This window comes from Kitasatospora sp. NPDC023176 (assembly GCF_055560495.1).
This window is the reverse complement of sequence record NZ_JBVHIP010000024.1, coordinates 114,577-139,099: the sequence shown is the minus strand read 5'-3', so window position 1 is coordinate 139,099 and position 24,523 is coordinate 114,577. Positions and strand designations below refer to the sequence as shown.

22 protein-coding genes are annotated in these 24,523 nt (G+C 74.8%); 15 read left to right on the top strand and 7 right to left on the bottom strand.

Going from position 1 to position 24,523, the window contains the following annotated elements; translation table 11 throughout:
• Nucleotides 1-25: 25 nt before the first annotated feature.
• On the bottom strand, nucleotides 26-1,021 hold the full coding sequence (gene moaA, locus ACZ3YL_RS28420; RefSeq protein ID WP_465660296.1) for a GTP 3',8-cyclase MoaA: 996 nt from the start codon (nucleotides 1,019-1,021) through the stop codon (nucleotides 26-28).
• 141 nt (nucleotides 1,022-1,162) lie between these two features.
• On the opposite strand from moaA, the gene ACZ3YL_RS28415 reads away from it, so the two are divergent.
• From ACZ3YL_RS28415 to ACZ3YL_RS28395, 5 genes are all read left to right on the top strand, one after another.
• The gene (locus tag ACZ3YL_RS28415) at nucleotides 1,163-1,822 is read left to right on the top strand and encodes a nucleotidyltransferase family protein (protein WP_465660295.1); all 660 of its coding nucleotides are present in this window, start codon (nucleotides 1,163-1,165) and stop codon (nucleotides 1,820-1,822) included.
• Nucleotides 1,823-1,995: 173 nt separating this feature from the next.
• Nucleotides 1,996-2,856 carry a hypothetical protein gene (locus ACZ3YL_RS28410; protein WP_465660294.1) on the top strand — a complete coding sequence of 287 codons (861 nt, stop codon included), beginning with the start codon at nucleotides 1,996-1,998 and terminating at the stop codon, nucleotides 2,854-2,856.
• A gap of 236 nt (nucleotides 2,857-3,092) precedes the next feature.
• Entirely contained in the window at nucleotides 3,093-3,929 is an 837-nt protein-coding gene (locus ACZ3YL_RS28405) for a hypothetical protein (protein WP_411293056.1), read from the top strand.
• Nucleotides 3,930-4,101: 172 nt separating this feature from the next.
• Entirely contained in the window at nucleotides 4,102-5,136 is a 1,035-nt protein-coding gene (locus tag ACZ3YL_RS28400; protein ID WP_465660293.1) for a (2Fe-2S)-binding protein, read from the top strand.
• A 230-nt stretch (nucleotides 5,137-5,366) separates the two neighbouring features.
• On the top strand, nucleotides 5,367-6,452 hold the full coding sequence (locus tag ACZ3YL_RS28395; RefSeq protein WP_465660292.1) for a DUF2637 domain-containing protein: 1,086 nt from the start codon (nucleotides 5,367-5,369) through the stop codon (nucleotides 6,450-6,452).
• Nucleotides 6,453-6,483: 31 nt separating this feature from the next.
• Here the strand turns inward: ACZ3YL_RS28395 and ACZ3YL_RS28390 are convergent, their stop codons facing one another.
• Complete coding sequence (locus ACZ3YL_RS28390) at nucleotides 6,484-8,793, bottom strand: SpoIIE family protein phosphatase (protein WP_465660291.1); 2,310 nt, start codon at nucleotides 8,791-8,793, stop codon at nucleotides 6,484-6,486.
• Between the two features lie 413 nt (nucleotides 8,794-9,206).
• Complete coding sequence (locus ACZ3YL_RS28385) at nucleotides 9,207-9,722, bottom strand: ATP-binding protein (protein ID WP_188307380.1); 516 nt, start codon at nucleotides 9,720-9,722, stop codon at nucleotides 9,207-9,209.
• 503 nt (nucleotides 9,723-10,225) lie between these two features.
• Here ACZ3YL_RS28385 and ACZ3YL_RS28380 point away from each other — a divergent pair.
• From ACZ3YL_RS28380 to ACZ3YL_RS28365, 4 genes are all read left to right on the top strand, one after another.
• Nucleotides 10,226-10,936, top strand: a complete 711-nt coding sequence (locus tag ACZ3YL_RS28380; protein WP_188304182.1) for an urease subunit gamma — start codon at nucleotides 10,226-10,228, stop codon at nucleotides 10,934-10,936.
• The gene (locus ACZ3YL_RS28375) at nucleotides 10,933-12,654 is read left to right on the top strand and encodes an urease subunit alpha (protein ID WP_188304181.1); all 1,722 of its coding nucleotides are present in this window, start codon (nucleotides 10,933-10,935) and stop codon (nucleotides 12,652-12,654) included. The genes ACZ3YL_RS28380 and ACZ3YL_RS28375 overlap by 4 nt, the downstream gene beginning before the upstream one ends.
• 46 nt (nucleotides 12,655-12,700) lie before the next feature.
• Nucleotides 12,701-13,744: an agmatine deiminase family protein gene (locus ACZ3YL_RS28370; protein ID WP_188304180.1), complete on the top strand. Its 1,044-nt coding sequence runs from the start codon at nucleotides 12,701-12,703 to the stop codon at nucleotides 13,742-13,744.
• Nucleotides 13,745-13,823: 79 nt separating this feature from the next.
• Nucleotides 13,824-14,423 (top strand): TetR/AcrR family transcriptional regulator, encoded by a 600-nt coding sequence (locus ACZ3YL_RS28365; RefSeq protein ID WP_188304179.1) that lies wholly within the window; start codon nucleotides 13,824-13,826, stop codon nucleotides 14,421-14,423.
• A 182-nt stretch (nucleotides 14,424-14,605) separates the two neighbouring features.
• Here the strand turns inward: ACZ3YL_RS28365 and ACZ3YL_RS28360 are convergent, their stop codons facing one another.
• On the bottom strand, nucleotides 14,606-16,390 hold the full coding sequence (locus ACZ3YL_RS28360; protein ID WP_465660290.1) for a PP2C family serine/threonine-protein phosphatase: 1,785 nt from the start codon (nucleotides 16,388-16,390) through the stop codon (nucleotides 14,606-14,608).
• A 327-nt stretch (nucleotides 16,391-16,717) separates the two neighbouring features.
• Here ACZ3YL_RS28360 and ACZ3YL_RS28355 point away from each other — a divergent pair, with 327 nt between their 5' ends.
• From ACZ3YL_RS28355 to pth, 4 genes are all read left to right on the top strand, one after another.
• Nucleotides 16,718-17,224 (top strand): hypothetical protein, encoded by a 507-nt coding sequence (locus ACZ3YL_RS28355; RefSeq protein WP_188304177.1) that lies wholly within the window; start codon nucleotides 16,718-16,720, stop codon nucleotides 17,222-17,224.
• A 100-nt stretch (nucleotides 17,225-17,324) separates the two neighbouring features.
• Nucleotides 17,325-17,987, top strand: a complete 663-nt coding sequence (locus ACZ3YL_RS28350; protein WP_188304176.1) for a DUF3105 domain-containing protein — start codon at nucleotides 17,325-17,327, stop codon at nucleotides 17,985-17,987.
• Nucleotides 17,988-18,148: 161 nt separating this feature from the next.
• Complete coding sequence (locus ACZ3YL_RS28345; RefSeq protein ID WP_465660302.1) at nucleotides 18,149-18,781, top strand: DUF305 domain-containing protein; 633 nt, start codon at nucleotides 18,149-18,151, stop codon at nucleotides 18,779-18,781.
• Between the two features lie 98 nt (nucleotides 18,782-18,879).
• The gene (gene pth, locus ACZ3YL_RS28340; RefSeq protein WP_188304175.1) at nucleotides 18,880-19,464 is read left to right on the top strand and encodes an aminoacyl-tRNA hydrolase; all 585 of its coding nucleotides are present in this window, start codon (nucleotides 18,880-18,882) and stop codon (nucleotides 19,462-19,464) included.
• Here the strand turns inward: pth and ACZ3YL_RS28335 are convergent.
• Nucleotides 19,451-20,974, bottom strand: coding sequence for an MFS transporter (locus ACZ3YL_RS28335; RefSeq protein WP_465660289.1), 1,524 nt, complete (start codon nucleotides 20,972-20,974; stop codon nucleotides 19,451-19,453). The genes pth and ACZ3YL_RS28335 overlap by 14 nt on opposite strands.
• A 140-nt stretch (nucleotides 20,975-21,114) precedes the next feature.
• Here ACZ3YL_RS28335 and ACZ3YL_RS28330 point away from each other — a divergent pair, with 140 nt between their 5' ends.
• Nucleotides 21,115-21,630, top strand: a complete 516-nt coding sequence (locus ACZ3YL_RS28330) for a MarR family winged helix-turn-helix transcriptional regulator (RefSeq protein ID WP_188304173.1) — start codon at nucleotides 21,115-21,117, stop codon at nucleotides 21,628-21,630.
• 43 nt (nucleotides 21,631-21,673) lie between these two features.
• Nucleotides 21,674-22,183 (top strand): GNAT family N-acetyltransferase, encoded by a 510-nt coding sequence (locus ACZ3YL_RS28325; RefSeq protein ID WP_188304172.1) that lies wholly within the window; start codon nucleotides 21,674-21,676, stop codon nucleotides 22,181-22,183.
• A 70-nt stretch (nucleotides 22,184-22,253) separates the two neighbouring features.
• Here ACZ3YL_RS28325 and ACZ3YL_RS28320 read toward each other — a convergent pair whose 3' ends face one another.
• Both ACZ3YL_RS28320 and ACZ3YL_RS28315 read right to left on the bottom strand, forming a co-directional pair.
• Nucleotides 22,254-22,763 (bottom strand): methylated-DNA--[protein]-cysteine S-methyltransferase, encoded by a 510-nt coding sequence (locus tag ACZ3YL_RS28320; protein WP_188304171.1) that lies wholly within the window; start codon nucleotides 22,761-22,763, stop codon nucleotides 22,254-22,256.
• Nucleotides 22,760-24,385 (bottom strand): DNA-3-methyladenine glycosylase 2 family protein, encoded by a 1,626-nt coding sequence (locus ACZ3YL_RS28315; RefSeq protein ID WP_465660288.1) that lies wholly within the window; start codon nucleotides 24,383-24,385, stop codon nucleotides 22,760-22,762. Before ACZ3YL_RS28315 ends, ACZ3YL_RS28320 begins: the two co-directional genes overlap by 4 nt.
• Between the last annotated feature and the right edge of the window lie 138 nt (nucleotides 24,386-24,523).

Sequence of the window (24,523 nt, the reverse complement as noted above, 5' to 3'; positions counted from 1 at the left end):
CGCTCACCCGTCCGCGCCCCGGCGCTCAGCCGCCGATCGCCGACATCGGCCGCTCCGGCCGCACGAACTCCGCGCTGCCGATGGCGTGCCCGGGCCCCTTGCCCGCCACCGAGGCCCGCCAGGCCGCCTCGATCCGCGCGTCGTCCGCGCCACCGCGCAGCAGAGCGCGCAGGTCCGACTCCTCGGTGGCGAACAGGCAGTTGCGCAGTTGCCCGTCGGCCGTCAACCGGACCCGGTCGCAGCCGCCGCAGAACGGGCGGGTGACGGAGGCGATCACGCCGATCACCGTGTCCGTCCCGGCGATCCGCCACTCCTCCGCCGGGGCGTTGCCGCTGCGCCCGACCGGCAGCAGCTCGAAGCGCTCGCCCAGCCGGGCCAGCACCTCCTCGGCCGTCACCATCGCGGCGCGGTCCCAACTCCCCTGCGCGTCCAGCGGCATGGACTCGATGAAGCGCATCAGGTAGCCGTGCTCGACGGCGAAGGACGCCAACTCCGGTATCTCGTCGTCGTTCACGCCGCGCACCGGCACGGCGTTGACCTTCACCGGATCCAGCCCGGCCGCCTTCGCCGCCGCCAGGCCCGCGAACACGTCGCCGATCCGGTCCCGCCGGGTGAGCGCGGCGAAACGGTCCGCGCGCAGCGTGTCCAGGCTGACGTTCACCCGGCCCAGCCCGGCCTCCCGCAGCCCGGCGGCCGTCCGCGCCAGGCCGACGCCGTTGGTGGTCAGCGACAGCTCCACGCCGAGCGCGGCCAGCCGCCCGACCAGGCCCACCAGCCCCCGCCGCAGCAGCGGCTCCCCGCCGGTCAGCCGCACCGAGCGCATCCCCAGCCGCTCCACGGCGACCCGCACCAGCCGCACCACCTCGTCGTCGTCGAGCGCGTCCGCCCGGGGCAGCCAGTCCAGCCCCTCCGCCGGCATGCAGTACGTGCAGCGCAGGTTGCAGCGATCGGTCAGGGAGACCCGCAGATCGGTGTGGACCCGTCCGAAGCGGTCCACCAGCGGGCGCGGTGCGGTGTTCATCGCCCCAGTACAGGGGCAAGCGCGCCGCGGGGCCAGCGGCCGAACCGCCGGGGACCGCCCACGACCTGCGCCTTCGCCTTGTGGATTCGTACAAGTGTCGACCCGCTGCGCGAGCGGCCCCGGACCGGGCAGGCTGGGCCCATGCAGAACCCGCACGGCCCGGCCCCCGAGCACGGGCGGCCACTCCACGGGCGGCCGGCCCCGCCGGCACCGCCCGCTGTCCCGGCCCTCGTCCTCGCCGCCGGGGGCGGGCGCCGGCTCGGCGGGCGGCCCAAGGCGCTGCTCCGGTACGCGGGCCGCCCGCTGGTGGAGCACGCGGTGGCCACCGTGCGGGCCGGCGGCTGCCCGGACGTCACGGTGGTGCTGGGCGCGGACCGCGAGCGGGTGCGCTCCACCGCGCACCTGCCGGGCTGCCGGCTGGTCGCCAACCCGGACTGGGCGCAGGGCATGGGCTCCTCGCTGCGGACCGGGCTGGCCGCACTGCCACCGGGGGCTCCGGCGGTGCTGGTGATGCTGGTGGACACCCCGGGGGTCACCCCGGCCGCGGTGGCCCGGCTGCTGGCCGCGCACCGGGCCGGCGCCGAACTGGCCGCGGCGGCGTACGACGGGCGGCGCGGGCACCCGGTGCTGATCGGCGCCCGGTACTTCGCCGAGGCCGCCGGGGGCGCCACCGGCGACGCCGGGGCCCGCGCCCTGCTGGCAGCGCACGCCGCGGAGCTCGTGCTGGTCGAGTGCGCGGACATCGCCGTCCCGGACGACCTGGACACCCCCGCCGACCTGGCACGCTGGTCGGCCGGCTGACCGTCGTCCGTACGCCGACCGCACATCCTCCCTGCGGAGGGTCCGGCCTCGCTCCGCCCGGTCACCGGCCCCTGATCCATCCCTGAGGATTGCCCCATTCCGCGCCCAGGACCGGACGTTTCGGGGAGCATGGGAAGCACCCACCCACCCCACACCGACGGACGGAGCCCGCGATGGCAGGACTGCCCGACGACTTCACCGGACACGACCCCGCGCGGCCAGGGCTGGGGGCGGGCGGTGGCGCCCGGGCGATCCGCTGCCCCGCCTGCCGCCGCGAGCACCTGTACGAGCCGCCGTCGCTGCCCTGCCCGTGCGGCGCCTCGCTGAAGGTGCCGCTGCTGCGCGGCGGGGTCCCGGTGCAGGTGCGGTTCCGGTCCTGGGAGGACTCCTGGCTGAGCATGCGCTGCCCGCACTGCGGCCGCTCCGACCAGTGGCCGCAGCCCGAGTTCACCTGCAACTGCGGCGCCACCGTCCGGCTCCCGGTGGACCGCACCACCCGGCTGAGCGGCGGTACGGCCGGCCCGCTCGCCTCCCCCGGACCGCAGGCCGCCCGCCCGTACCCGGCCCACCCGGTCAACGCCCCGGCGCCCACCCCGCCCGCGCCGCCCGGCGGCTCCGCGGGCCGCTCCCGCCCGTTCCGCCACCGCGCCCCGTTCCGCCCCCACCCGGTGCGCACCTCGCAGGACGCGGTGTTCACCGCCGCCCGCTACCTGGAGTGGCTGGGCTTCGACGACCTGGAGCTGACCGAGGCCCAGGAGCGCGACGGGGTCACCCTGCTGGGCGGCCGGATGGTCGCCCAGGTGGACACCTGGACCGAGCCCGCCGACGTGAAGTCCGTCGAGTGCCTGTGGCTGCAGACCCTGCACGCCGAGGAGATGGCCGCCGCCATGTTCACCCTGGCCGGCTACTCCCACCAGGCCACCGTGCGCGGCGAGCAGCTGCTGGTGGCCCTGTTCAGCCTGGACCTGGCCGGGGTGCCGCAGCCCGCCAACGGCGCCGCCGAGGCCCTGATGGAGACCGGCTGGACCTCCTGACCCGGTGGCGGCGCGCCCGCGCGCTCCACTAGATCATCCGCCCGGCAAAAGCAACAACCTCCGCTCGTGATCTGGTGCACAAGCTCACCCCCGTGTTGAATTGCCGCCACAGCGTGGGCCTTTCGCCCTGCCGCCGCCATGCCGTCGTGCCGCCGTCGCGCTGCGAACGGTCGCGGACGGCAGGGCTTCAGGGGGAGGTCCACGTCCTGCTGGATGGCGCACACAAGGAGGTGGCGTTGTCGGAGCACGGATGGAACCCGAGTGACCCGGAGGGGCGGGGGCGGGCGGCAGCGGGGGAACCGGGCGACACCGTGTGGCGGCTGCGCTCCCGGGGGTGCTGGCAGGAGGCCGCCGAACTGCTGCGTCCCGCCGCCGAGAACGACCCGGCCGTCGCCCTGGCACGGGCCGAACTCCTCATCGAACAGTGCCTGTTCACCGCGTCCCAGTGGACCCAGGCGGAACAGGCGCTACGACTGGCCGAGGCCCTGGCGGAGGGCACCGAACAGCGCGCCACCGCCGCCTGCGCCCGCGGCTTCCTCGCCTACCTGGCCAGCGTGCTCGGCTCGCGCGACCGGCTGGACGAGGCCCAGGCCGCACTCGGCCGCACCTCGGCCCTGCTGCCGCCGGACGCACCGGGCCGCCCGCTGCTGGACTTCCGGCGCGGACTGGTCGCCGAGAACCTGCTGCGCGACCGCGGCGCCGCCTGGATCGCCTACCGCCGGGCGCACGAGGGCGCCGGGGAGCGCGGGGACGAACTGCTGCGCTCCTACACCTGGCGGCACCTGGCCGCGCTGGCACTCTCCCGCGGGGAGCACAGCAACGCCCGGGAGGGCTTCGACGCCTCACTGCGGCTGCGCGAGCAGCTCGGCTTCACGGTGGGGGTGGCGCCGGCGCTCGCCGCGCTCGCCGAGGTGTCCGAACCCGCCGAGGCGGCGCGGCTGCGCGCCGAGGCAGCCCGGCTGGTGCACGCCCTGGGCGGGGTGCCGGTCTGGCTCGCGCGCCAGCTGGGGCGTGCGCCGGGGCCTCCCCCGGACGGACGCGTCACCCGCGAGACCAGGGGAACAATCAGCTAAGGTGAGCCTTACCTGTCCGGGGTGAGCAGTGCCCCGGACAGGTCGCCTTGCTGTTCCCCGGGCACCGTCATGCCCCGGTCCGGCAGGCCCCGACCGGGCGGGCCCCGCGCCCCCCGGCCGGGCCCGCCGGGCGGTCCGCGCGCGGCCCCGGTCGACCCGATGGGGCCCGCCCATGACCGCGAGCAGCACCCGGCCCGGCCCAGCGCCGCGCGCCCCCCGCACCACCGAGGCGCACGACCGCACCCACGCGCCGGATTCCCCCGCCCCCGGCACGCCGTCGTACCACCGGCTCACCGCGCTGACCCCGATCCTGAGCGTGCGCTGCGCCCCACCCCGCCGCGGCGACGGCTGGCTCCCGGTCGCCGACCTCACCACCGACCCGGCGGCGGTGCGCGAACTGATCGCCCACGACGCCCGCCAGGGCCTCGCCCGCTACGGGCAGCCGCTACGCCCGGACGTGGCGGCCGGCTTCGGACTGCACCGCTTCGTCTGGCCGGTCTCACTGCTGTTCACCCTGCCCTGGTTCCTGGAGCGGCGCGTCCCGCTGCTGGGCCCCGGCGACGTCTCGGTGCGGCGCGGCCCCGGCTCGATGGAGCTGACGGTGCGCCCGGAGGCCTTCGCCTGCCTGCCGGACGACCCGGCGGCCGGCTCGCCGGAGGCCCGTACGGCGCCGGACGAGGACGCACTGGCCACCGAACTGCGGTACGCGCTGGGCGAGTTCCTCGCACCGGTGCTGGCCGCCTTCGGGCCGGAGACGCGGCGCGGCCCCCGGGTGCTGTGGGCGATGGCCACCGACGCGGTGGTGGAGGGGCTCTGCCACGCGGGCGGGCTGCTCGGGGAGCAGGAGCGGGCGCGCGCCGAACTGTCCGCACTGCTGGCCCCCGGGGGGCCGTCCACACCGCCGGCACCGTCGGCGCTCGGGAAGCCGTCCGCACCATCGGCACCCGGGAAGCCGTCGGCACCCCGGAAGCCGCCGGCACTCGGCAAGCCGTCGCCGCCCGGGGGGCGGGCCGCGCGCACGCCCGGCGCGGGCCGGGGCGCCGCTCCCGCCCCGGCCCCCTTCACTCCGGGTGCCGGTTTCGCGCCCCCGGCGCCCGGCCGCACGGGTGCTTCGAATACGGACCGGGCCCGGGCCAGCTGTTGCCTCGTCTACACCGCCGAACCGGAGGAGATGTGCGGCGGCTGCCCCCGCGTCACGCGACGTTGACGAAAATACGTCCGATTATGGATTCGAAAAGCCCGTGATTCCTGGAATGCCCCGCATCGAATTCATCCGACCATGTGATTGACGACGGGTCAGAAATCCCTCTCCTCAGCGCATTGGCGGCGAATCAGCCATTCCCCCGCCGGGCATCCGCCATGATGGTCCCCGCCGCGCCGCTGGAGCGCAGTGGGCGGCGCAGGAAAGCGACGCAGAAAGCGAGGCTGGTTCCGGCGATGAAATTGTCCGACATACCGCTCGGCTGGGCCGTCACCGGGGTAGCGGGGCTGCTGGTCAGCGTGCTTCTGGTGGCCCTGGCCCGGAGCCGGGGATCCGCCGCCGGCGCGGATTCCTGGGAGCGTTCCGAGGAACGGCGCCGCAACAAGGAATCCCTGTACGGCGCCGCCTCCTACACGCTGCTGTTCTGCTGCGCCGGGGTCGCGGCCGCGCTCTCCTTCCACGGCCTGGTCGGCTTCGGCGTGCAGAACCTCGGCCTCTCCGGCGGCTGGGAGTACCTCGTCCCGTTCGGGCTCGACGGCGCCGCGATGTTCTGCTCGGTGCTCGCCGTCCGCGAGGCCAGCCACGGCGACGCGGCGCTCGGCTCCCGGCTGCTGGTCTGGCTCTTCGCCGGCGCCTCGGCCTGGTTCAACTGGGTGCACGCCCCGCGCGGCTTCGGCCACGCCGGAGCCCCGCAGTTCTTCTCCGGCATGTCGCTGTCCGCCGCCGTCCTGTTCGACCGCGCGCTCAAGCAGACCCGCCGGGCCGCGCTGCGCGAGCAGGGCCTGGTGCCGCGTCCGCTGCCGCAGATCCGCATCGTCCGCTGGCTGCGCGCCCCGCGCGAGACCTACGCGGCCTGGTCGCTGATGCTGCTGGAGGGGGTGCGCAGCCTGGACGAGGCGGTGGACGAGGTCCGCGACGACAGGCGGGAGCGCGCGCTGGACAAGGAGCGCCGCAAGCTGGCCGGGCGCCGGGAGCGGGCCGAGATCCGGGCGATCAACCGCAGCGGCGGCTGGCGCGGACGCGGCGCCTCCGCACGGCAGTTGGAGTCGGCCGGCTCGGAGCCCGCGATAGCCGGCGGGCCCGGGGCGGAGCGGCCGGAGACGGGTGCGCGGGACGTCTCCGGTACGCGGGAGGTCTCCGGTGCGCCCGAGGCCGGACCGCGCGAGGTCGAGGCGGCCGAGGGCACCGTCGTCCAGCCGGGCCTGCCGGCCCGTCCGGAACGGCGCACCATCGACCTCACCGTCGACGAGGACACCGTCACCCTGCCCCGGCTGGACTCGCTGGAACGCAAACTGAAGGACCTGGAGCAGCAGTTCGGCTGACTCGTCCCCAGGGCGTGGGCCCCGGGGATGATCAGGCCGCGCTCGTCCCGGTGAGCTCGAACCACATCCGCTTGCCGGACCCGCGCGGCTCCACGCCCCAGGCGTCCGCCAGCGCCTCCACCAGCATCAGCCCGCGCCCGGAGGAGGCCTGCTCCCCCGGCGTCCGGCGGGTCGGCCACAGGTCCGACTCGTCCTCCACCTCGACCCGCAGCCGGGCCCGGCCGCCGTCCGAGGCCGCCTCCCGGTAGAGCCGGGCGGTGAACATGGCGTCCCGGTCGGTGTGCCGGATCGCGTTGGTGACCAGCTCGGAGGAGAGCAGCTCGGCGGTGTCGATGAACTCGGCGACGCCCCAGCGGCGCAGCGCGTCGCGCAGTTCGGCCCGCACCTCGGCGACCCGCGCCAGGTCCGCCTGGCCGATCCGGCGGCGCAGCTGCTGGGCGGCCAGGCCGCCCTCCGGGCCGTCCCAGCGGAGCAGCAGCAGCGCTATGTCGTCCTCGCGCTCGCTGGAGTCGGCGGCCTGCGAGGCGATCCGGTCGGCCAGCTCCTCCAGCGGGTCGCGGGCCGCCCGGTCGGTGACCGGCAGCGGACGGGCCAGGGTGCGGGTGAGCCGGCCGATGCCCTCGTCCAGGTCCATGCCGCGTGCCTCGACCAGACCGTCGGTGCACAGCAGCACCGTCTCTCCCGGGTCCAGGCTGAACCTGGTCACCCGGTACTCCTGGTCCGGGTCGATGCCCAGCGGCAGCCCGCCGGCCACCGGCAGCACGGCGGCGGTGCCGTCCGCACGGCGCACCACCGGGTCCAGGTGGCCGGCCCGGACGGCGTAGACCACGCCGTAGTCCACGTTGACCTCGGCGTAGGTGCAGGTCGCGAAGTGGTCGGTGTCCAGGTCGGCGAGGAAGCGGGAGGCCCGGGCCATCACCGCGGCGGGCGGGTGGCCCTCGGCCGCGTAGGCGCGCAGCGCGATCCGCAGCTGGCCCATGATCCCGGCGGCGTGCACGTCGTGCCCCTGGACGTCGCCGATCACCAGGCCGACGTGCCCGCCGGGCAGCGGCACCACGTCGTACCAGTCGCCGCCGATCTGCAGGCCGGAGCCGGCCGCGAGGTAGCGCACCGCGGTGGTCACCCCGGGCACGGAGGGGACGGTGCGCGGCAGCATCACCCGCTGCAGGCCGGCCGCCAGCTCGTGCTCGGCGTCGTGCAGCCGGGCCCGGGCCAGCGACTGGGCCACCAGCCCGCCCAGGGTGGACAGCAGGGTGCGCTCGTCCGCGTCCAGCTCGCGCTCGTCGTCGAAGCTGACCACGCAGACGCCGATCGCCCGGCCGCTGGCCACCAGCGGCAGGTACGCCCAGGAGCCGCGGCCGGTGCGGCTGGTCTGCTCCCAGACGTCGGGGTGGCGGTCGCGGAAGTCCTCGCGGCTGGCGATGAAGACCGGGGCGCGGTACTTGAGCGCCTCGGCGGCCGGGTGGCCGGCCGGCAGCACGGCGCGGTCCCAGACGGCGAGCGCCTGCGAGCGGTAGCCGAAGGCGCCCAGGATCCGGGCCCGGCCGGCCTCGAAGGAGGCCAGCACCAGGCCGTCCGGCGGCAGCCCCGGCAGCGGCAGCTCGGTGAACACCCGGGCCACGTCACGGACGGTGACCGCTTCGGAGAGGGCGCGCGCGGCCTCCTTGATGAACCGGGAGCGCTCCTCGCGCAGCAGGGCCATCCGGTCGGCCCGGTCGCGCTTGTGCAGCTCGACGGTGGCGTCCCAGACGAAGCCCACCATCCGGGAGGCCCGGCCGAAGGCGTCCGCGAGCACCCGGCCGCGGAAGCGCACCGCGCGCATCGTCCCGTCCGGCCCGACGGTGCGGTAGTAGGCGCCGCACTGGCCCAACTCGGCCACTGCGCGCTCGACCCGGCGGCGCACCACGGGCGCGTCCTCGGGGTGCAGCAGGGACAGGAAGGAGGCGGCGGTGCGGTCGAAGCGGTCCCGCTCGACGGCGTCCAGGCCGATGATCGCGCAGGCCCGCTGGTCGCCCTCCAGGACGTCGCGGCGGATGTCCCAGTCGAAGGAGCCGATGCCGTTGGCGGCCATCGCGGGCTCCAGCCAGTCCGGCATGGAGTCGGTGGAGGACGGCGGCAGCCCGCCCGACAGCACGGGCGCCAGCCGGCCGGAGGCGAGCACCGGGGGCGTGCGCGCGGAGTTGCGGCGGGTGGCCTGCGCGGGCTGACGCGGGGCCGGGGGCTGCGGTTGGTACGGCTGCTGCGGCCGGCGCGGTTGTTGCGGTTGGCGCGGCTGGTGCGGCTCCAGGGCGGACGCGCCGGGAGGAAGCGCCGGCCCCGGCGACTCGGGCTCAGTGGGCATGCTGCTCCTGCCGCTGCCGTGGCGGACCGCGCCGACCGTCCGGACGGGCCGCGTGGCGGTGTGATGGGTCGTGCTGGATCGGATGGTGCCGACGGACGGGGGTCAGTCGAGGTTCGGTCTCCCCGCTGCTTCCCGCACGTGGACAGACATTCCCACCATCCTGTCCAATGTTCGGCCGAGCGGCAATGGCAACGGGCCGGAAATCTTGCGCCCCACCTTGTGTTCAGGGCTTGCTTCGGGAACGGATCGATCGACGGCGAACAATCGTGCGGGGACGGCGTACGGGTGCGCCGGAAGCGGTCGGCAGCGATCCGGCCGCGGGAGCCGACCCGAGGTCCAGTGCGCGGCCAGGCCGGGCCAGGCCAGACCAGGGCTACGGCACGGCACGGCTGCGGGGTAGGACTGCGGCAGGACTACGGCAGGGCGAGTTCGAACCAGGTGACCTTGCCGTCCCCCCGTAGCTGCACCCCCCAGGAGTCCGCGAGCGCCTCCACCAGCATCAGCCCGCGGCCCGAGGTCGCGTACTCGGCGTCCGGATCGCGCCGCCGCCCGGGCAGCCGGCTCGCGCCGTCCTGCACCTCGATCCGCAGCCGGCTCTCCGAGTCGAGCACCGCGTCGAAGACCGCGCCCTTGGTGGTGTGCAGGAGCGCGTTGGTGACCAGCTCGGAGGAGAGCAGCTCGGCGGTGTCGGACAGCTCCGGCACCCCCCAGTGGCTCAGCGCCGTGCGCAGCCGGTGCCGCACCGAGCCCACCGCGACCAGGTCGGCCGGGTCGAGCGCCAGGTGCAGCCGTCGGTGCAGTGCGCACCCCGGGGCCGAGGCACCCGGCAGGGCCGTACCGGCGCCGGTGGCCGGGCCCTGGGCCGCCCCGGACCGGTAGGCGTCGCCCGAACTCGTCCGCTGTCGCGGGAATCGCGACTGACCGTCCATCAACACATGCCCCCGCCCTCAAATCCGGGCCCCCGCCTCCGGATCCCCCGCCGGCCGGGTGGCCCCCTCGTTCTGACCACTCATCCTCATGCCCAGTTGACGGCGTTTGCAACAGTGTGCGTCCGATCACGTGGGGTGAAAGGGGCACGGGGAGGTTCACGTGATCCAACTGCCCGCGCCGGACTGGTTTGCGAAGCGCAGAGGCTGTTTTCGAGCCCGCCCCCGCCCGATCCCGCGCACACCCGGCGCCCGTACGGACCGTGCGCGGGGCCGCGCGCCCCATGCTCCGCCACCCCCGCGCGCCGCCGCCCCCGCGCGCCGCCGGGCGACGCCCTCACCCCCGTCGCCCGCCCGGGGGGCCGAACCCCCGCGCAGCGGCAACGCTGGACACGGCGCCCCGGTGCGGGTTCAATGACCCGAGATGTTTGAACGCCGTTCTAACATCACCCGGAAGCCACCGGCCCCGAGCCGGCCCCCTCCCCGGCGACCGCGAGCGAGGAACCGTGCGACTGACCCCCACCGAGCGGGACCGGCTGCTGATCTTCACGGCAGCCGAACTGGCCCGCGCCCGCCGCGCCCGGGGCGTACGCCTCAACATCCCCGAGGCGACCGCCCTGATCGCGGACACCGTCTGCGAGGCCGCCCGCGACGGCCGCCGGCTGGCCGAGGCCATCGAGGCCGGCCGCTCCGTCCTGACCGCCGACGACGTGCTGCCCGGCGTGCCCGACGTGGTCACCGTCGTCCAGGTCGAGGCCGTCTTCGAGGACGGCACCCGCCTCGCCGTCGTCGACGACCCCTTCAAGGGCGCCGGCTCACTCGGCGACGAAGCCCCCGGCGGCGCGCTGATCGGCGACGGCGCCGGCTACGACCCGGTCGAGGAGACCCTGGTCATCCCCGTCCACAACACCTCCCAGGTGCCGATCTCGGTCACCTCGCACTTCCACTTCTTCGAGGTCAACCCGCGCCTGGCCTTCGACCGCGCCGCCGCCTACGGCACCCACCTCGCCGTCCCGGCCGGCTCCTCGGTGCGCTTCGACCCGGGCGCCACCGTCGAGGTCGGCCTCGTCCCGATCGGCGGCGAACGGGTCGCCATCGGCTTCGCCGGACTCGTGGACGGCCCCCTGGACGCCCCCGGCGCCAAGGAGGCCGCCCTCGCCAAGGCCCGCGCCACCGGCTACCTGACCGGCTTCGACGACACGGAGGTGCCCTCATGAGCCGTATCTCCCCGCACGACTACATCTCCGTGCACGGCCCCCGGGCCGGCGACCGGATCCGGCTCGGCGACAGCGGACTGATCGTCCGCGTCGAGTCCGACTCCCAGGCCCCCGGCGACGAGTTCCTGGCCGGCTTCGGCAAGACCGCCCGCGACGGCCTCCACCTCAAGCCCGCCGCCGTCCGCGACACCTGCGACGTCGTGATCAGCAACGTCCTGGTCATCGACGCCATCCAGGGCATCCGCAAGACGTCCATCGGCCTGATCGGCGGCCGGATCGCCTCGATCGGGCGGGCCGGCAACCCGGACACCCTGGACGGCGTCGACGTGGTCGTCGGCACCGGCACCACGATCGTCTCCGGCGAGGGCCTGATCGCCACCGCCGGGGCCATCGACACCCACGTCCACCTGCTGTCGCCGCGGATCATGGAGGCCTCGCTCGCCTCCGGCGTCACCACCGTCATCGGCCAGGAGTTCGGCCCGGTCTGGGGCGTCGGCGTCAACTCCCCCTGGGCGCTGCGCCACGCCTTCAACGCCTTCGACGCCTGGCCCGTCAACATCGGCTTCCTCGGCCGGGGTTCCTCCTCCGACCCGGCCCCGCTGATCGAGGCCCTGGCCGAGGGCGGCGCCTCCGGCTTCAAGGTGCACGAGGACATGGGCGCCCACACCCGCGCGCTGGACACCGCGCTGCGCGTCGCCGAGGAGTACGACGTCCAAGTCGCCCTCCACACCGACGGGTTGAACGAATGCCTGTCGGTCGAGGACACTCTGAAGGTGCTCGAAGGCCGCACCATCCACGCCTTCCACATCGAGGGCTGCGGCGGCGGACACGTCCCCAACGTGCTCAAGATGGCCGGCGTGCCGAACGTCATCGGCTCCTCCACCAACCCCACCCTGCCGTTCGGCCGCGACGCCCTCGGCGAACACTTCGGCATGATCGTCTCCGCGCACGGCCTCAAGGTCGACCTGCCCGGCGACGCCGCCATGGCCCGCGACCGCATCCGGGCCGGCACCATGGGCGCCGAGGGCGTCCTGCACGACCTCGGCGTCATCGGCATCACCTCCTCCGACGCCCAGGGCATGGGCCGGGCCGGCGAGACCGTCCGCCGCACCTTCGCCCTGGCCGGCAAGATGAAGGCCGAACTCGGCCCGCTCGACGGCACCGGCTCCTACGGGACCACCGAACACGGCGACGACAACGAGCGCGTCCTGCGCTACATCGCCAAACTCACCGTCAACCCGGCCATCGCCCACGGACTCTCGCACGAGGTCGGCTCGATCGAGATCGGCAAACTCGCCGACATCGTGCTCTGGCGCCCCGACCACTTCGGCGCCAAACCGCAGCTCGTCCTCAAGTCCGGCTTCCCCGCGTACGGCGTCGTCGGCGACCCCAACGCCTCCACCGACCGCTGCGAACCCCTCGTCCTCGGACCGCAGTTCGGCGCCCACGGCGCCACCGCCGCCGACATCTCGGTCGCCTTCGTCGCCCAGGCCGCCGCCGACGCCGGCTCCCTCGACCGCCCCGCCGACGGACTCCCCACCCGCCGCCGCCGCGTCGGCGTCCGCGGCACCCGCGGCATCGGGCCGCGCGACATGGTCCGCAACGCCCGAATCGGCCGGGTCGAGGTCACCGAGACCGGCCTGGTCTCCCTCGACGGCGCAGCACTGCGCTCCGAACCCGCCGACAGCGTCTCGCTCAGCCGCCTCTACTTCCTCTGACCCCCTGCCCCCTACACCCCTGCCCCCTGACCCCTGGGACTCGACGATGACCACCCCCACGCCCGCCGCGCTCGGCTACCGGATGCCCGCCGAGTGGCACCCCCACGACCGCACCTGGATGGCCTTCCCCACCGCCAACCCCACCTTCGACACCCCCGAGAACCTGCACGCCGGCCGCCAGGCCTGGGCCGCCGTCGCCAACACCATCGTCCGGTACGAACCGGTCACGCTGGTCGTCAACACCGGCGAGACCGCCGACGCCCGCAGGTACGTCACCGAGGCCGTCGAGATCGTCGAACGCCCCCTGGACGACGCCTGGATGCGCGACATCGGCCCGTCCTTCCTGATCGACGGCAAGGGCTCGCTCGCCGCCGCCGACTGGATCTTCAACGGCTGGGGCGCCCAGTCCTGGGCCCGCTGGGACAAGGACCAGCACATCGCCGAACACCTCAGCGAACTGACCGGCGCCCAGCGCTTCGCCTCCCGGCTGATCAACGAGGGCGGCGGCATCCACGTCGACGGCGAGGGCACCGTGCTCGTCACCGAGACCGTCCAGCTCGGCGAGGGCCGCAACGCCGACTGGACCAAGGAGGACGTCGAAGCCGAACTGCACGCCCACCTCGGCACCACCAAGGCCATCTGGCTGCCACGCGGACTCACCCGCGACTACGACGAGTTCGGCACCCGCGGCCACATCGACATCGTCGCCTCCTTCGTCCGCCCCGGCGTCGTCGTCGCCCACGTCCAGCCCGACCCCGCCCACCCCGACCACGCCGTCTGCCAGGAACTCGTCGCCATCCTGCGTACCGCCACCGACGCCCGTGGCCGACAGCTCGAGGTCATCGAACTGCCCGCCCCCACCGTCCTGTTCGACGAGGACGGCGAGCCCGTCGACTACTCCTACATCAACCACTACGTGGCCAACGGCGCCGTCGTCCTGTGCGCCTTCGACGACCCGCGCGACCAGGAAGCCGCCGACACCCTCGCCAAGGCCTACCCCGGCCGCACCGTCGAACTCGTCGACGCCCGCGAGATCTTCGCCAACGGCGGCGGCATCCACTGCATCACCCAGCAGCAGCCCACGGCCTGACCGCCCCGGGGTGGGGGCCCGCGCCCCCGCCCCGGTACCCTTCGGTCCTCCCTCTCTCCTCCCAGGAAGCAGCCCCGCCATGGCCGACCCCCGCCCGCGCCGCCCGGCGCGCCCCCGCGAGGAGGTCTACGCCACCGCCCGGGCTGCCATCGCCGAACACGGCCTCGCCAGACTCACCATGGCCGGGCTCGGCAAACAGCTCCAGATGAGCGCCGGACACCTCCTCTACTACTTCGGCAGCAAGGACCAGCTGCTGCTGGAAACCCTCCGCTGGAGCGAGGACCAACTCGGCACCCGCCGCCGCCAGGCCCTCGCCGACCCCGCCCTGGACCCCTGGCAACGCCTCGACGCCTACCTGCGGCTCTACCTGCCCGAAGGCCCCGGCGACCCGCGCTGGATCCTCTGGGTCGAAGTCTGGGGCCGCTCCCCCGCCAGCGCCGAACTCCGCCAGGGCCAGCAGGAGATCGAAGCCCCCTGGCAGGCCGACCTGGTCACCCTCATCGAACAGGGCGCCATCACCGGCCACTTCACCCCCGGCCCCGCCGCCGACCGCGCCACCCAACTGCGCGCCCTCCTCGACGGCCTCGCCGTCCCCCTCGCCATCGGCCTTCCCGACACCCTGCCTCCCACCGCCCTCACCCACGCCACCACCGTCGCCACCGTCCTCCTGCGCACCTGAGCAGCTCCCGCCGGTGGGCTCGCGCGCGCCGGAAGTCGGACGGGCCGACGTCCGGTGCGAAGGCCGTGCCGGTCGGGCGGGGTTGCGAGGGCGAGCCCCGGGGGCGGGGTGCGGCGCCGATGGCTGGGGCTGAGCGGTGGCTCGGGCCTGGGCGGTGACTCGGGCGCTGGGCGGTGGCGCTTCTATTCGGTCCAGATGGCGGCGGCGGTGCGGTCGTCGGCGTAGCCCTTGGCGCGGACTTGGACCTGGCGGAGGAAGTCGACGGTGCCCGGGGGGTGGGGGTGGGCCCAGTGGGAGGAGAGGAAGTGGGCGACGGCGGGTTCGTCGGCGATCGGGCGGGACAGGCCGGGGGTGCAGAGCAGCAGGATGTCGCCCGGGGTGGCGGGGACGAGACGGAAGCGGAACGGGCGCAGTTCGGGTGCGGGGGCTTCCGGGACGGGGGGCTGGCCGTCCGGGTGGTGGAGCAGCCGGGCCGCGTAGGCGTCGATCCAGTGGCCGGAGCGCAGCAGATAGAGCCCGCCGGGGCCGACGCCGAAGGCGGCGCGGTAGCCCGCCGCCGGGTCGAGTGACACCAGCAGGCAGTGCAGCGAGGCCGGGGACGGGGTGCCGTCCCCCTCGGCCCGGGAGGCCAGCGCGCGCAGCGGGGCGGCGGCACCCGTGGCCAGGCGCTGGAGGCCGTAGCGCAACCGGTCTCGGGCACCGTCGCGCAGGTCGGCGGCGAGGCCGGTCCGGCTGCGGCCGATGGCGGCGGCGAGCTGGCGGCAGGCCTCACCGGTGGCCGCGGCGACGGCCTGCGAGGTGAGCGACTCGTCCTCGGCGGCGCCGGTGCGGTCATGGCCGGCCAGGACGGCGAGCAGCAGCCCGTCGGGGCCGTCGCCGAACCTGGTGACCAGCAGGCTGTCTCGGCGCGGCTCGCCCCGGTAGCGGGCGGAGTCGCCGCGGACGGAGACGGCGCGCAGCACGGTCGTCCCGTACTGGGCGCCTTCCAGGGCGGTGTCCGGCACGACCGTGTCGAGCGAGTCCGGGTCCGACTCCGGTACGGCCGTCGGCTCCGGCCCGTAGGTCGGCGGGCGCCCGCCGACGTGGGGGACGGCGGGAGGGTTGCTGGCGAGCGGGGTGCGGATGGCCAGGCGGGGGTCGGGGACGGGGACGGGGACGGCGGCGGGTTCCGGGTCGGGCTGCGGCGCGTGGTCGGGCTCGGGTTCGGCGGTGGGTTCCTTGGCGGCGGCCGGGGGTTCGGGGGTGGGTTCCGGTTCCGGTTCGGAAGCCGCTTCGGGTTCCGGTTCCGGCTCGGGAGCCGCTTCGGGTTCCGGTTCCGGTTCCGGTTCGGAAGCCGCTTCGGGAGCCGGTTCCGGCTCGGGAGCCGGTTCGGGAGCGGGTTCGGGTTCGGGTTCGACGGCGGCCGGAGGCTCGGGGGCCCGCGGCGGGGCGGGCTTCTCCAGGGAGACCGGCGCGGCCGGCACCTCGGGCTCCGGCGCGTGAGCGAGTTCGGGCGCAGGCTCAGGATCGGGGCCGGGCTCGGGCTCGGGCTCGGTCTCGGTGGTGAGGGTCTCGGTGGTGAGGGTCTCGTTGGTGAGGGTCTCGGTGGAGAGGGTCTCGTTGGTGAGGGTCTCGGTGGAGGTGCGCTGGTGTCCGATGCCGCCGGTGCCCTCGATCACACCGAGCGCGTCGTCGAACCAGTCGTCGATGCTGTCCCGCACCTCCGCGGGGCAGGCGGCCACGTCCGCGATCGGCTCCGTCACCGGCTCCGTCACCGGTTCCGTGACCGGTTCCGTGACCGGTTCCGGTGGTGCCACGCGCTGTGCCCCGATGAGCCCGGCGGCGGTGTCGAACCAGTCGTCGACGCTGCCGTCGCCGGAGTCGGCGTGCGGGGTGTCGAGGAGGGTGCCCGCCGGGCCGTCGTAGACGGTGTCCCACCAGCCGTCGTCGGGCCGGGGCGGCTGTGCGGGTGCACCCTGCGTGCTCATCTGGCGGCTCCTGGTCGGTCCGTGGTCGCGCCGCCCCCGGCGGGGCCGGACTGGCGTCATTGTCTCCAAGTGCAACGACGCTGTCCGGGTTTCGGCGACAACCGGTCACCGATCGGATCATCCCGGCCACCGCGCTCACCTGCCGGTTCGCCGCCGGCGGGGTGGTGGGGCGGCGGGGGCGTCGCCGCCGGGTCGGTTTCCGTTCCGTCCGTGCTTGCCGGATGTGCCCCGAGCAGGGCGTTTCCTGGTCATTACGGGGTGTTGGGGGCCAAAAATGAGGGCCGAGGAGGGGCATCGCTTCACCCGTTCGGCTGATTAAATGTGCGCATGACCGCGTCGGCCCCAAGCTCGCCCCGACCGGGGAGGGCCGCACCGGCGGGCCGCCCGGCGGGTGCGCTGTTGGTCCTGCTGCTGGTCGCCCTGCTGAGCGCGCTGCCGTGTTCGGGTCTGGCGAAGGCGGACACTCCCGTCCGCCCGCCCGCGGCCCCGGTGAGCGCCGTGTCGGTGGTCAGCGCGGCGCAGGCCGCTGTCCTGACCCCGAACGCCCGTGACACCGTCGGGGTGTCCGATCACCAGCACCGGCTCGTGGAGCAGCAGGACCACTGGATCCTGTGCACCGCCGACGGCCAGCCGCCGCGCAACAACGGCTGTTCCAGCCACCCGTTCTGCCCGCAGGACGCCCAGCTCCCGAATCCGCCGCCGCACCCGCAGCCCGTCGTGTCACCGCTCGCCGCCCCGGCGCCGGAGGCGCTGCCGCGGGTGGTGCCCGCAGGTCTGCTGGACGGTCCGCGCCCGGCGCCGGATCTGCACGAACTCCAGGTCCACCGGTCCTGAGCGGAACCCACCGCCGACGTTCCGTCGGCGGGTCCGCACCTCCCCCCACCTCAGCCGACCGCTGCCACATCCGTGCGCGGCGGGGACAAGGACAACCATCATGGGTTCCGCCTCCAAGCAGTCCAACAAGCCCGGCAGCAAGGGCGGCGTCGACCGCCGCACCCGGATCGCCGAGCTGCGCGCCGCCGAGCAGCGCCGCGACCGCCGCAACAAGATCGTGGCCTCGGTGGCCGCCGGTGTGCTGGTGGTCGGCGCGATCGCCACCGGCACCTGGATCGTCATGGACCAGAACCAGAAGAAGAAGGACCGCGCGGCCGCCGCCAACGCGGACATCCCGGGCGTGAAGACCTTCGGCGACCTGAGCCGCACCCACGTCACCAACAAGGTCAACTACCCGATGACCCCGCCGGTCGGCGGCGACCACAACGCGGTCTGGCTGGACTGCATGGGCCACGTCTACGACAAGCCGGTCGAGAACGAGCGCGCCGTCCACTCGCTGGAGCACGGCGCGGTCTGGGTGACGTACAACGGCAAGGCCACGGCGGACGACATCAAGACGCTCTCCGACAAGGTCAAGACCACCCCGTACTCGCTGATGAGCCCGTACCCGGACGAGCAGGGCACCATCACCCTGAACGCCTGGAGCACCCAGCTGATTGTGGACAGCGCCAGCGACCCGCGGGTCAACGAGTTCTTCACCAAGTACGTCCAGGGCAAGCAGACCCAGGAGCCGGGCGCCTCCTGCACCATGGGGGACATGTGACCGCCGCCGGGCCCCGCCCCGAGAAGCTCGCGAAGGACCGCGCGAAGGACCACGCCGAGCGGGCCACCGAGCACGTCACCGAGCACGTCACCAAGGACTTCACCGAGACGGACCCCGAGCAGTCGCAGGAGGCGGCCGCCGCCCGTCCCGGCCGCCGACGGCTGTGGTGGCCGGCGGCGCTGGCCGCCGCGGTGGCGCTGGCGCTCGGCGTTCCGGCCCTGGTGGCCGGCGGGACGTCGGCCTCCGGCTCGTCCTCGCTGGCCGTTCCGGCGGACGACTCCCCCGAGGCCGGGTTCGCGCGCGACATGGCGACCCACCACCAGCAGGCGGTGGACCTGTCGTTCATCGTCCGGGACCGCACCTCCGACGAGCCGACCCGCACCCTCGCCTTCGACATCATCAACACCCAGGCCAACCAGCGCGGCATGATGATGGGCTGGCTCGACCAGTGGGGGCTGTCGCAGCACTCGCCGGCCACGCCGATGGCGTGGATGAGGATGGGCCACGACTACCAGGCCCACGACGGCTCGCTGATGCCCGGCATGGCGACCAACACCCAGATGGCGAAGCTGCGTACGCTCAGCGGCCGGGACGCCGAGGTGTACTACCTGCAGCTGATGATCGAGCACCACAAGGGTGGCGTCGAGATGGCCCAGGGGTACGTCGACATGGCGAAGAACGACATCGAGAAGCGGCTCGCCCAGTCGATGGTGGTCGCCCAGACCTCCGAACTGCAGCTGATGACCGACATGCTCAAGGAGCGCGGCGCCGCCCCCGGCGTCCCCGCCTCCTGACACCTGCTGTTCCCCGGACGGCCGGGGCGCGAGGGCGGTTCCGCAACCTGCCCGCAGCGCTCCGGCCGTCCGCCGTTCCCCACTCCTGGAGTACCCGGATGACCACCGACACGCCCTGGCTGATCGCCGGACTGGGCAACCCCGGCCCCTGGTTCCGGCTGACCCGGCACAACGCGGGCTTCCTGACCGTGGACCGGCTGGCCGAGCGGCACGGCGCCCGGTTCCGCCGACGCGGGATCGGCGCCGTGGTCGCGGAGATCGAGCTGGACGGCCGGCGGGTGCTGCTGGCCAAGCCGCAGTGGTTCATCAACCTGTCCGGCCGCCCGGTGGCGGCCCTGCTGCGCCGGTACGGGGTACCGGTGGAGCACCTGGTGGTCGTCCAGGACGACCTGGACTTCGCTTACGGCGTCGGCAAGTTGAAGCGCGGCGGCGGACCGGGCGGGCACAACGGGGTGCGCTCGGTGGGCGAGGTGCTCGGCACCCGGGACTTCGTCCGGCTGCGCTTCGGCATCGGTCGCCCGCCGAAGGGGCAGAGCGTCGGCGACTACGTGCTGAAGAAGTTCTCGGACGAGGAACTGGCCGCGATGCCGGGGGTGTCGGACCGCTGCGCGGACGCCCTGGAGACGCTGGTGCGGCTCGGCCTGAACCGGGCCCAGGACGCGCTGAACGTCAGCTCGTCCTGAGGCCTTCCACCGGGCCGGGCCCCGGTCGGGGCACGGCCGGGCGGGTCAGGGCGGCGGCCGCCACCGCGACCGCCGCGAGGGCGACCAGCACCGTCCGCCCACCGGACGCCGCGCCCGCCAGGTGGACACCGAGGACGGACAGCGCCATGCCGAGCGCGGTGCCCAGGCTGCGCGCCATGTTCACCATGCCGCCGCCGACCGCCGAGCACTCGGCCGGGATCGCCCGCATCACCAGGGCGTTGTTGGCCGGCAGCAGCAGGCCCAGCCCGTACCCGGCGACCAGCAGCGGCGCCGCCACCGCCGCGCCGGAGACCGGCAGCACCGCGAACAGCAGCAGCCCGACGGCGGCGAGACCGGAGCCGAAGCGGCACCTGGTGACGTCCGACCAGCCCCGGGGCAGCAGTGCGCCGCCGACCGTCGCGGCGACCGCGAACGCGGCGGGCAGCAGGGTGACCACCAGTCCGGCGGCGGCCGTGGACACGCCCGCGCCGGTGAGCAGCACCGGGCCCAGCACCAGCGGGCAGAACAGCAGCAGGTAGCCGATCAGCGCGACCACCAGCCCGGACCGCACGCCCGGGGTGTTGACCAGCCCGGGCGCCAGGATCGGCCGGGCCGCCCGCCGCTCCTGGCGCACCAGGGCCAGGGCGAGGAGGGCGGCGGTCGGCAGCAGCACGGCCACGGCCCAGCCGGGCAGCGGCAGGCCGGAGGCGGTGGACAGGGCGAGCAGCAGCGCGGTGGTCGCGCCGGTGAGCAGCAGCATGCCGGGCAGGTCGAAGCGGGGCTCGCGCGAATCGCCGGCCCGCGGCTCGCGCGGCTCACGGGTGCGCGGCTCACGGGTGCGGGGCTCACGGGCGCGCGGCTCGGGGACGGCGACCGATGCGCGGGTCCGGGTGCGGGGCAGCAGGTACCAGCCGGCCACGATGCCGAACACCGCGATCGGCACGTTGACCCAGAACACCCACTGCCACGAGGCGTGTTCCACCAGCAGCCCGCCCAGGCTCGGCCCGAGCGCCAGCCCGAGGCCCTGGGCGGCGGCCTGGATGCCGAGCGCGCGCCGCATCGCGTGCTCCGGGACGCCGCGGGCGACCAGGGCGACGCTGTTGGCCTGCATCATCGCGGCGCCGACGGCCTGCACGGCCCGGCAGCCGACCAGGATCCACAGGCTGCCGGCGAATCCGGCGCCGAGGGAGGAGAGGCCGAAGACCGCGAAGCCGCCGATGTACATGGTCTTGCGGCCAACCAGGTCGGACAGCCAGCCGATCGGGGCCAGCAGGGCGACCAGGACGAGCAGGTAGGCGAGGGCGACCCATTCGACGGCGGCGAAGCCCGCGTCGAAGTGGCGGCCGAGGGCGGGGAAGACCAGGGCGATGACGCTGGCGTCGAGCTGGCCGAGGAAGGCGCCGAGACAGACGGTGCCGACGGCCAGCCAGTGGGCGTGGCGCCAGCCGGCTATGCCGCGGGGCCGGGGGCGCTCGGTGAGCAGGCGCGTGGCAAGGGCGGTGGCGTTCATATGCCAAATATATCGGATGCAGATATGTTCTTTCTACGAGTTGCTCGCCCTGCGATACGAAAGATCTCGCGGTGCGTCCCGCGTCCGAGGAGCGGACGGCACCCCGAGAACGCCCCGTACCAGGCGATACGCTGTCCGCCATGCCGTCGTCACCACACGTTCCCGACCCCGCCACCGAAAGCCCCGACCCGGCGGTCGAGCACGCCCGGCGGCTGACCGACACGGTCACCCGGCTGCGCCGCGCCCTGCGCAGCAGCATCCGCACCGACTACCCGTGGGAGTCCCTGCCGATGGCGCAGGTCGAACTCCTCCAGACGCTCGCCGCCGCCCCGCTGCGGGTCGGCGAACTCGCCGCCCGCCAGCGCCTCGCCCCCAACACCGTCAGCGGGCTGGTCGGCAAACTGCTCGAAGCCGGATTCGTCGACCGCCAGGCCGACCCCGGCGACCGGCGCACCGCCCGGATCGCACTCACCGCCGCCGGACGGCGCCAGCTCGACGACTGGCAGCACGCGCATGAACGCCGGATCGCCAGCGCCCTGCGCACCCTCGACCCCGCCGACCGCGACGCCGTCGTCCACGCACTGCCCGCGCTGGAACAGCTCGCCCGCGCCCTCGCCCAGCCGGGAACCGGCCCCGAGGGGCCCGCCGCCGGATGAAACCAGTGGCCACCGGAGCGCCACGGGCACTACCGTCCCCCGCATGACCAGCACCGAGGTACGGATCGAACCCTGGACGGACGCCGACCTGGCGCTGCTGCGCCGGGTGAACACCCCTGAGATGAAGACGCACGTCGGCGGGCCGGAGACGGAGGAGCAGCTGCTCGTCCGGCACGCGCGCTACCTGGACTTCGTCCCGTCCGGACTGGGCTGCATGTACCGGATCGTGCTGCTGCCCGAGGGCGAGGCCGTCGGCACGGTCGGCTACGGCACCCGCACCTGGGACGGTGAGACCGTGCACGAGATGGGGTGGAACGTCCTGCCCGGGCACCAGGGGCGGGGCATCGCGGCTACCGCCACCCGGGCCGCCGTCGCGGCCGCCCGGCGCGAGGCCGCGCACCGCTTCCTGCACGCCTTCCCCTCGGTGGACAACCCCGCCTCCAACGCGGTGTGCGCGAAGGCCGGGTTCACGCTGCTCGGCGAGACGGCGTTCGAGTTCCCGCCCGGACGGCCCATGCGCAGCAACAACTGGCGGGTCGACCTTCGGAGTTGAGCGCCTCCGGGGGCGCGCAGGTCAGCAGGGAGCGTTCGGCGTTCGGCGTTCAGCGTTCAGCGTTCAGCGTTCAGAAGAGGGTGCCGCTCTCCAGCTCCAGCAGTCGGCGCTTGCGGTCCACGCCCGCGGCGAAGCCGGTGAGCGAACCGTTGGCGCCGAGCACCCGGTGGCAGGGGCGGACGATCAGCAGCGGGTTGGCGCCCACCGCACCGCCGACCGCCCGGACCATCCGCGGCGCCTGCCCGGCCAACTCGGCGAGTCGGCCGTACGTGACGGTCGTGCCGTACGGGACCTCGTCCAGCGCGGCCCAGATCCGGCGGCGGAACTCGGTGCCCTCGGGGGCGAGCGGGAGGTCGAAGGTGGTGCGCTCCCCGGCGAAGTAGGCGGTCAGCTGGGCGACCGGCTCGGCGAGGGCGTCGGGGTCGAACTCCCAGTCGTCGGCGGGCTCGGCCAGCGCGTACTTCTGCCCGGGCGCGGTGACGGTGGCCAGCGCCGCCGGACCGCCGTCCTCGGGCAGCACGCCGCTGAGCAGCAGGCGACCGAAGGGGCTCTCCATGGTGGTGTAGACGGTGGTGCTCATGCCGGGTCGTTCTCCGTTCCGGTGCAGGGGGTGGTGCTGGTGGTGATGCTGGTGCTGGTGGTGGTGGTGCTCGTGGTGCCGTTGCTCGGGACGGGGCCGGCCCACAGCCGGTGGACGGCGTAGGAACGCCACGGGGCCCAGGCCTCGGCGGCGCGGGCGGCGGCCTTCGGGTCCCCGGGGGCGCCGAGCCGGAGCAGGCCGTGCTTGACGCCCAGGTCGCTCGGGAGGAAGACGTCGGGGTCGGCGAGGGCGCGCATCCGCAGGTAGCCGACCGTCCAGGGGCCGATGCCGGGCAGGTCCAGCAGCCGGGCGGCGGCCTCCTCCCGGTCGACACCGCCGTCCAGACGCACCACGCCCTCCGCCAGCGCGGCGCACAGGCCGGTGAGCGCACGGCGACGGGCCGCGGGCATCGCGAAGTCCTCCGGGTCGGCGGTGGCCAGGGCCGCTGCCGTGGGGAAGAGCAGGCGCAGGCCGCCGCTCGGCTCGGGCAGCGCGGTGCCGTACTTCTCGGCGAGCCGGCCCGCCAGGGTACGGGCGGCGCCGACGGTGATCTGCTGGCCGAGCACGGCGCGGACGGCGAGCTCGTGCGGCTCCACGTGTCCGGGCGAGCGCAGACCGGGGCGCTCGCGGACCAGCGGGCCGAGCACCGGGTCGGCGCCGAGCTGCTCGTCCACCGTGTCCGGGTCGGCGTCCAGGTCGAACAGGACGCGCAGGCGCTGGACGGCGGTGGGCAGGTCGCGCAGGTCGGCGAGCAGCAGACGGCAGTCGAGCCAGCCGCGGGTGCGCCGGTCCTCCGGCGCCAGGCCGTCGACCTCGGCGATGCCGTGCCCGTACGGGAGCGCGAGGGTGCGCCGGTAGGTGCGCACGCCGGGGCGCGCGCCGGGCACGACCTCCTCCACGCCGGGGACGGCGCGCAGTTCCAGGAAGTCGATCAGGTGGTCGCTGTCGAACGCACCCCGGTAGGCCAGGCGCAGCGTGAGGCCGCCGGCCGGGGTCGCGATGCGGCGGCCGGCCGTCACCTCGGCGCGCAGGCCGCTGGGAGTGCGGTCGTAGACCTCGCGGACGGTGTCGTTGAACTGGCGGACGGAGGCGAAGCCGGCCGCGAACGCGATGTCGGTGACGGGCAGCTCGGTGGTCTGCAGGAGCAGCCGGGCGGTCTGGGCACGGCGGGCGCGGGCCAGCGCGATCGGGCCGGCCCCGAGCTCGGCGGTGAGCTGGCGCTGCAGCTGCCGGGCGCTGTAGCCGAGCCGGTCGGCCAGGCCCGCAACGCCCTCGCGGTCCACCACGCCGTCGCCGATCAGGCGCATCGCGCGGCCGACCAGGTCGGCGCGGTGGTTCCACTCCGGGGAGCCGGGCACCGAGTCCGGGCGGCAGCGGCGACAGGCGCGGAAGCCCGCGCCCTGGGCGGCAGCGGCGCTCGGGTAGAAGCGGCAGTTGACGCGCTTGGGGGTCACGGCGGGGCAGCTCGGCCGGCAGTAGATGCCGGTGGAGGTGACGGCCGTGAAGAAGACGCCGTCGAAGCGGGCGTCTCGGCTGTCCACGGCTCGGTACCGGATGTCGTCGTCGATCACGCTGTCCAGTTTGCGGCACTGGGCGGGGGGTGACTGGCGGGAATCGGACATCGCCGTCGGGGGGGCCGCTCTGGGGGTTTCTCCGTCGCCGCTCCGGCGGTGCCGGAGCGGCGACGGAGACTGCGGCTCGGGAAGTCGTCGCAGTTACGGACTTGACTCCCGGGGCCCTCCCTCCCCCTCCCCCCACCC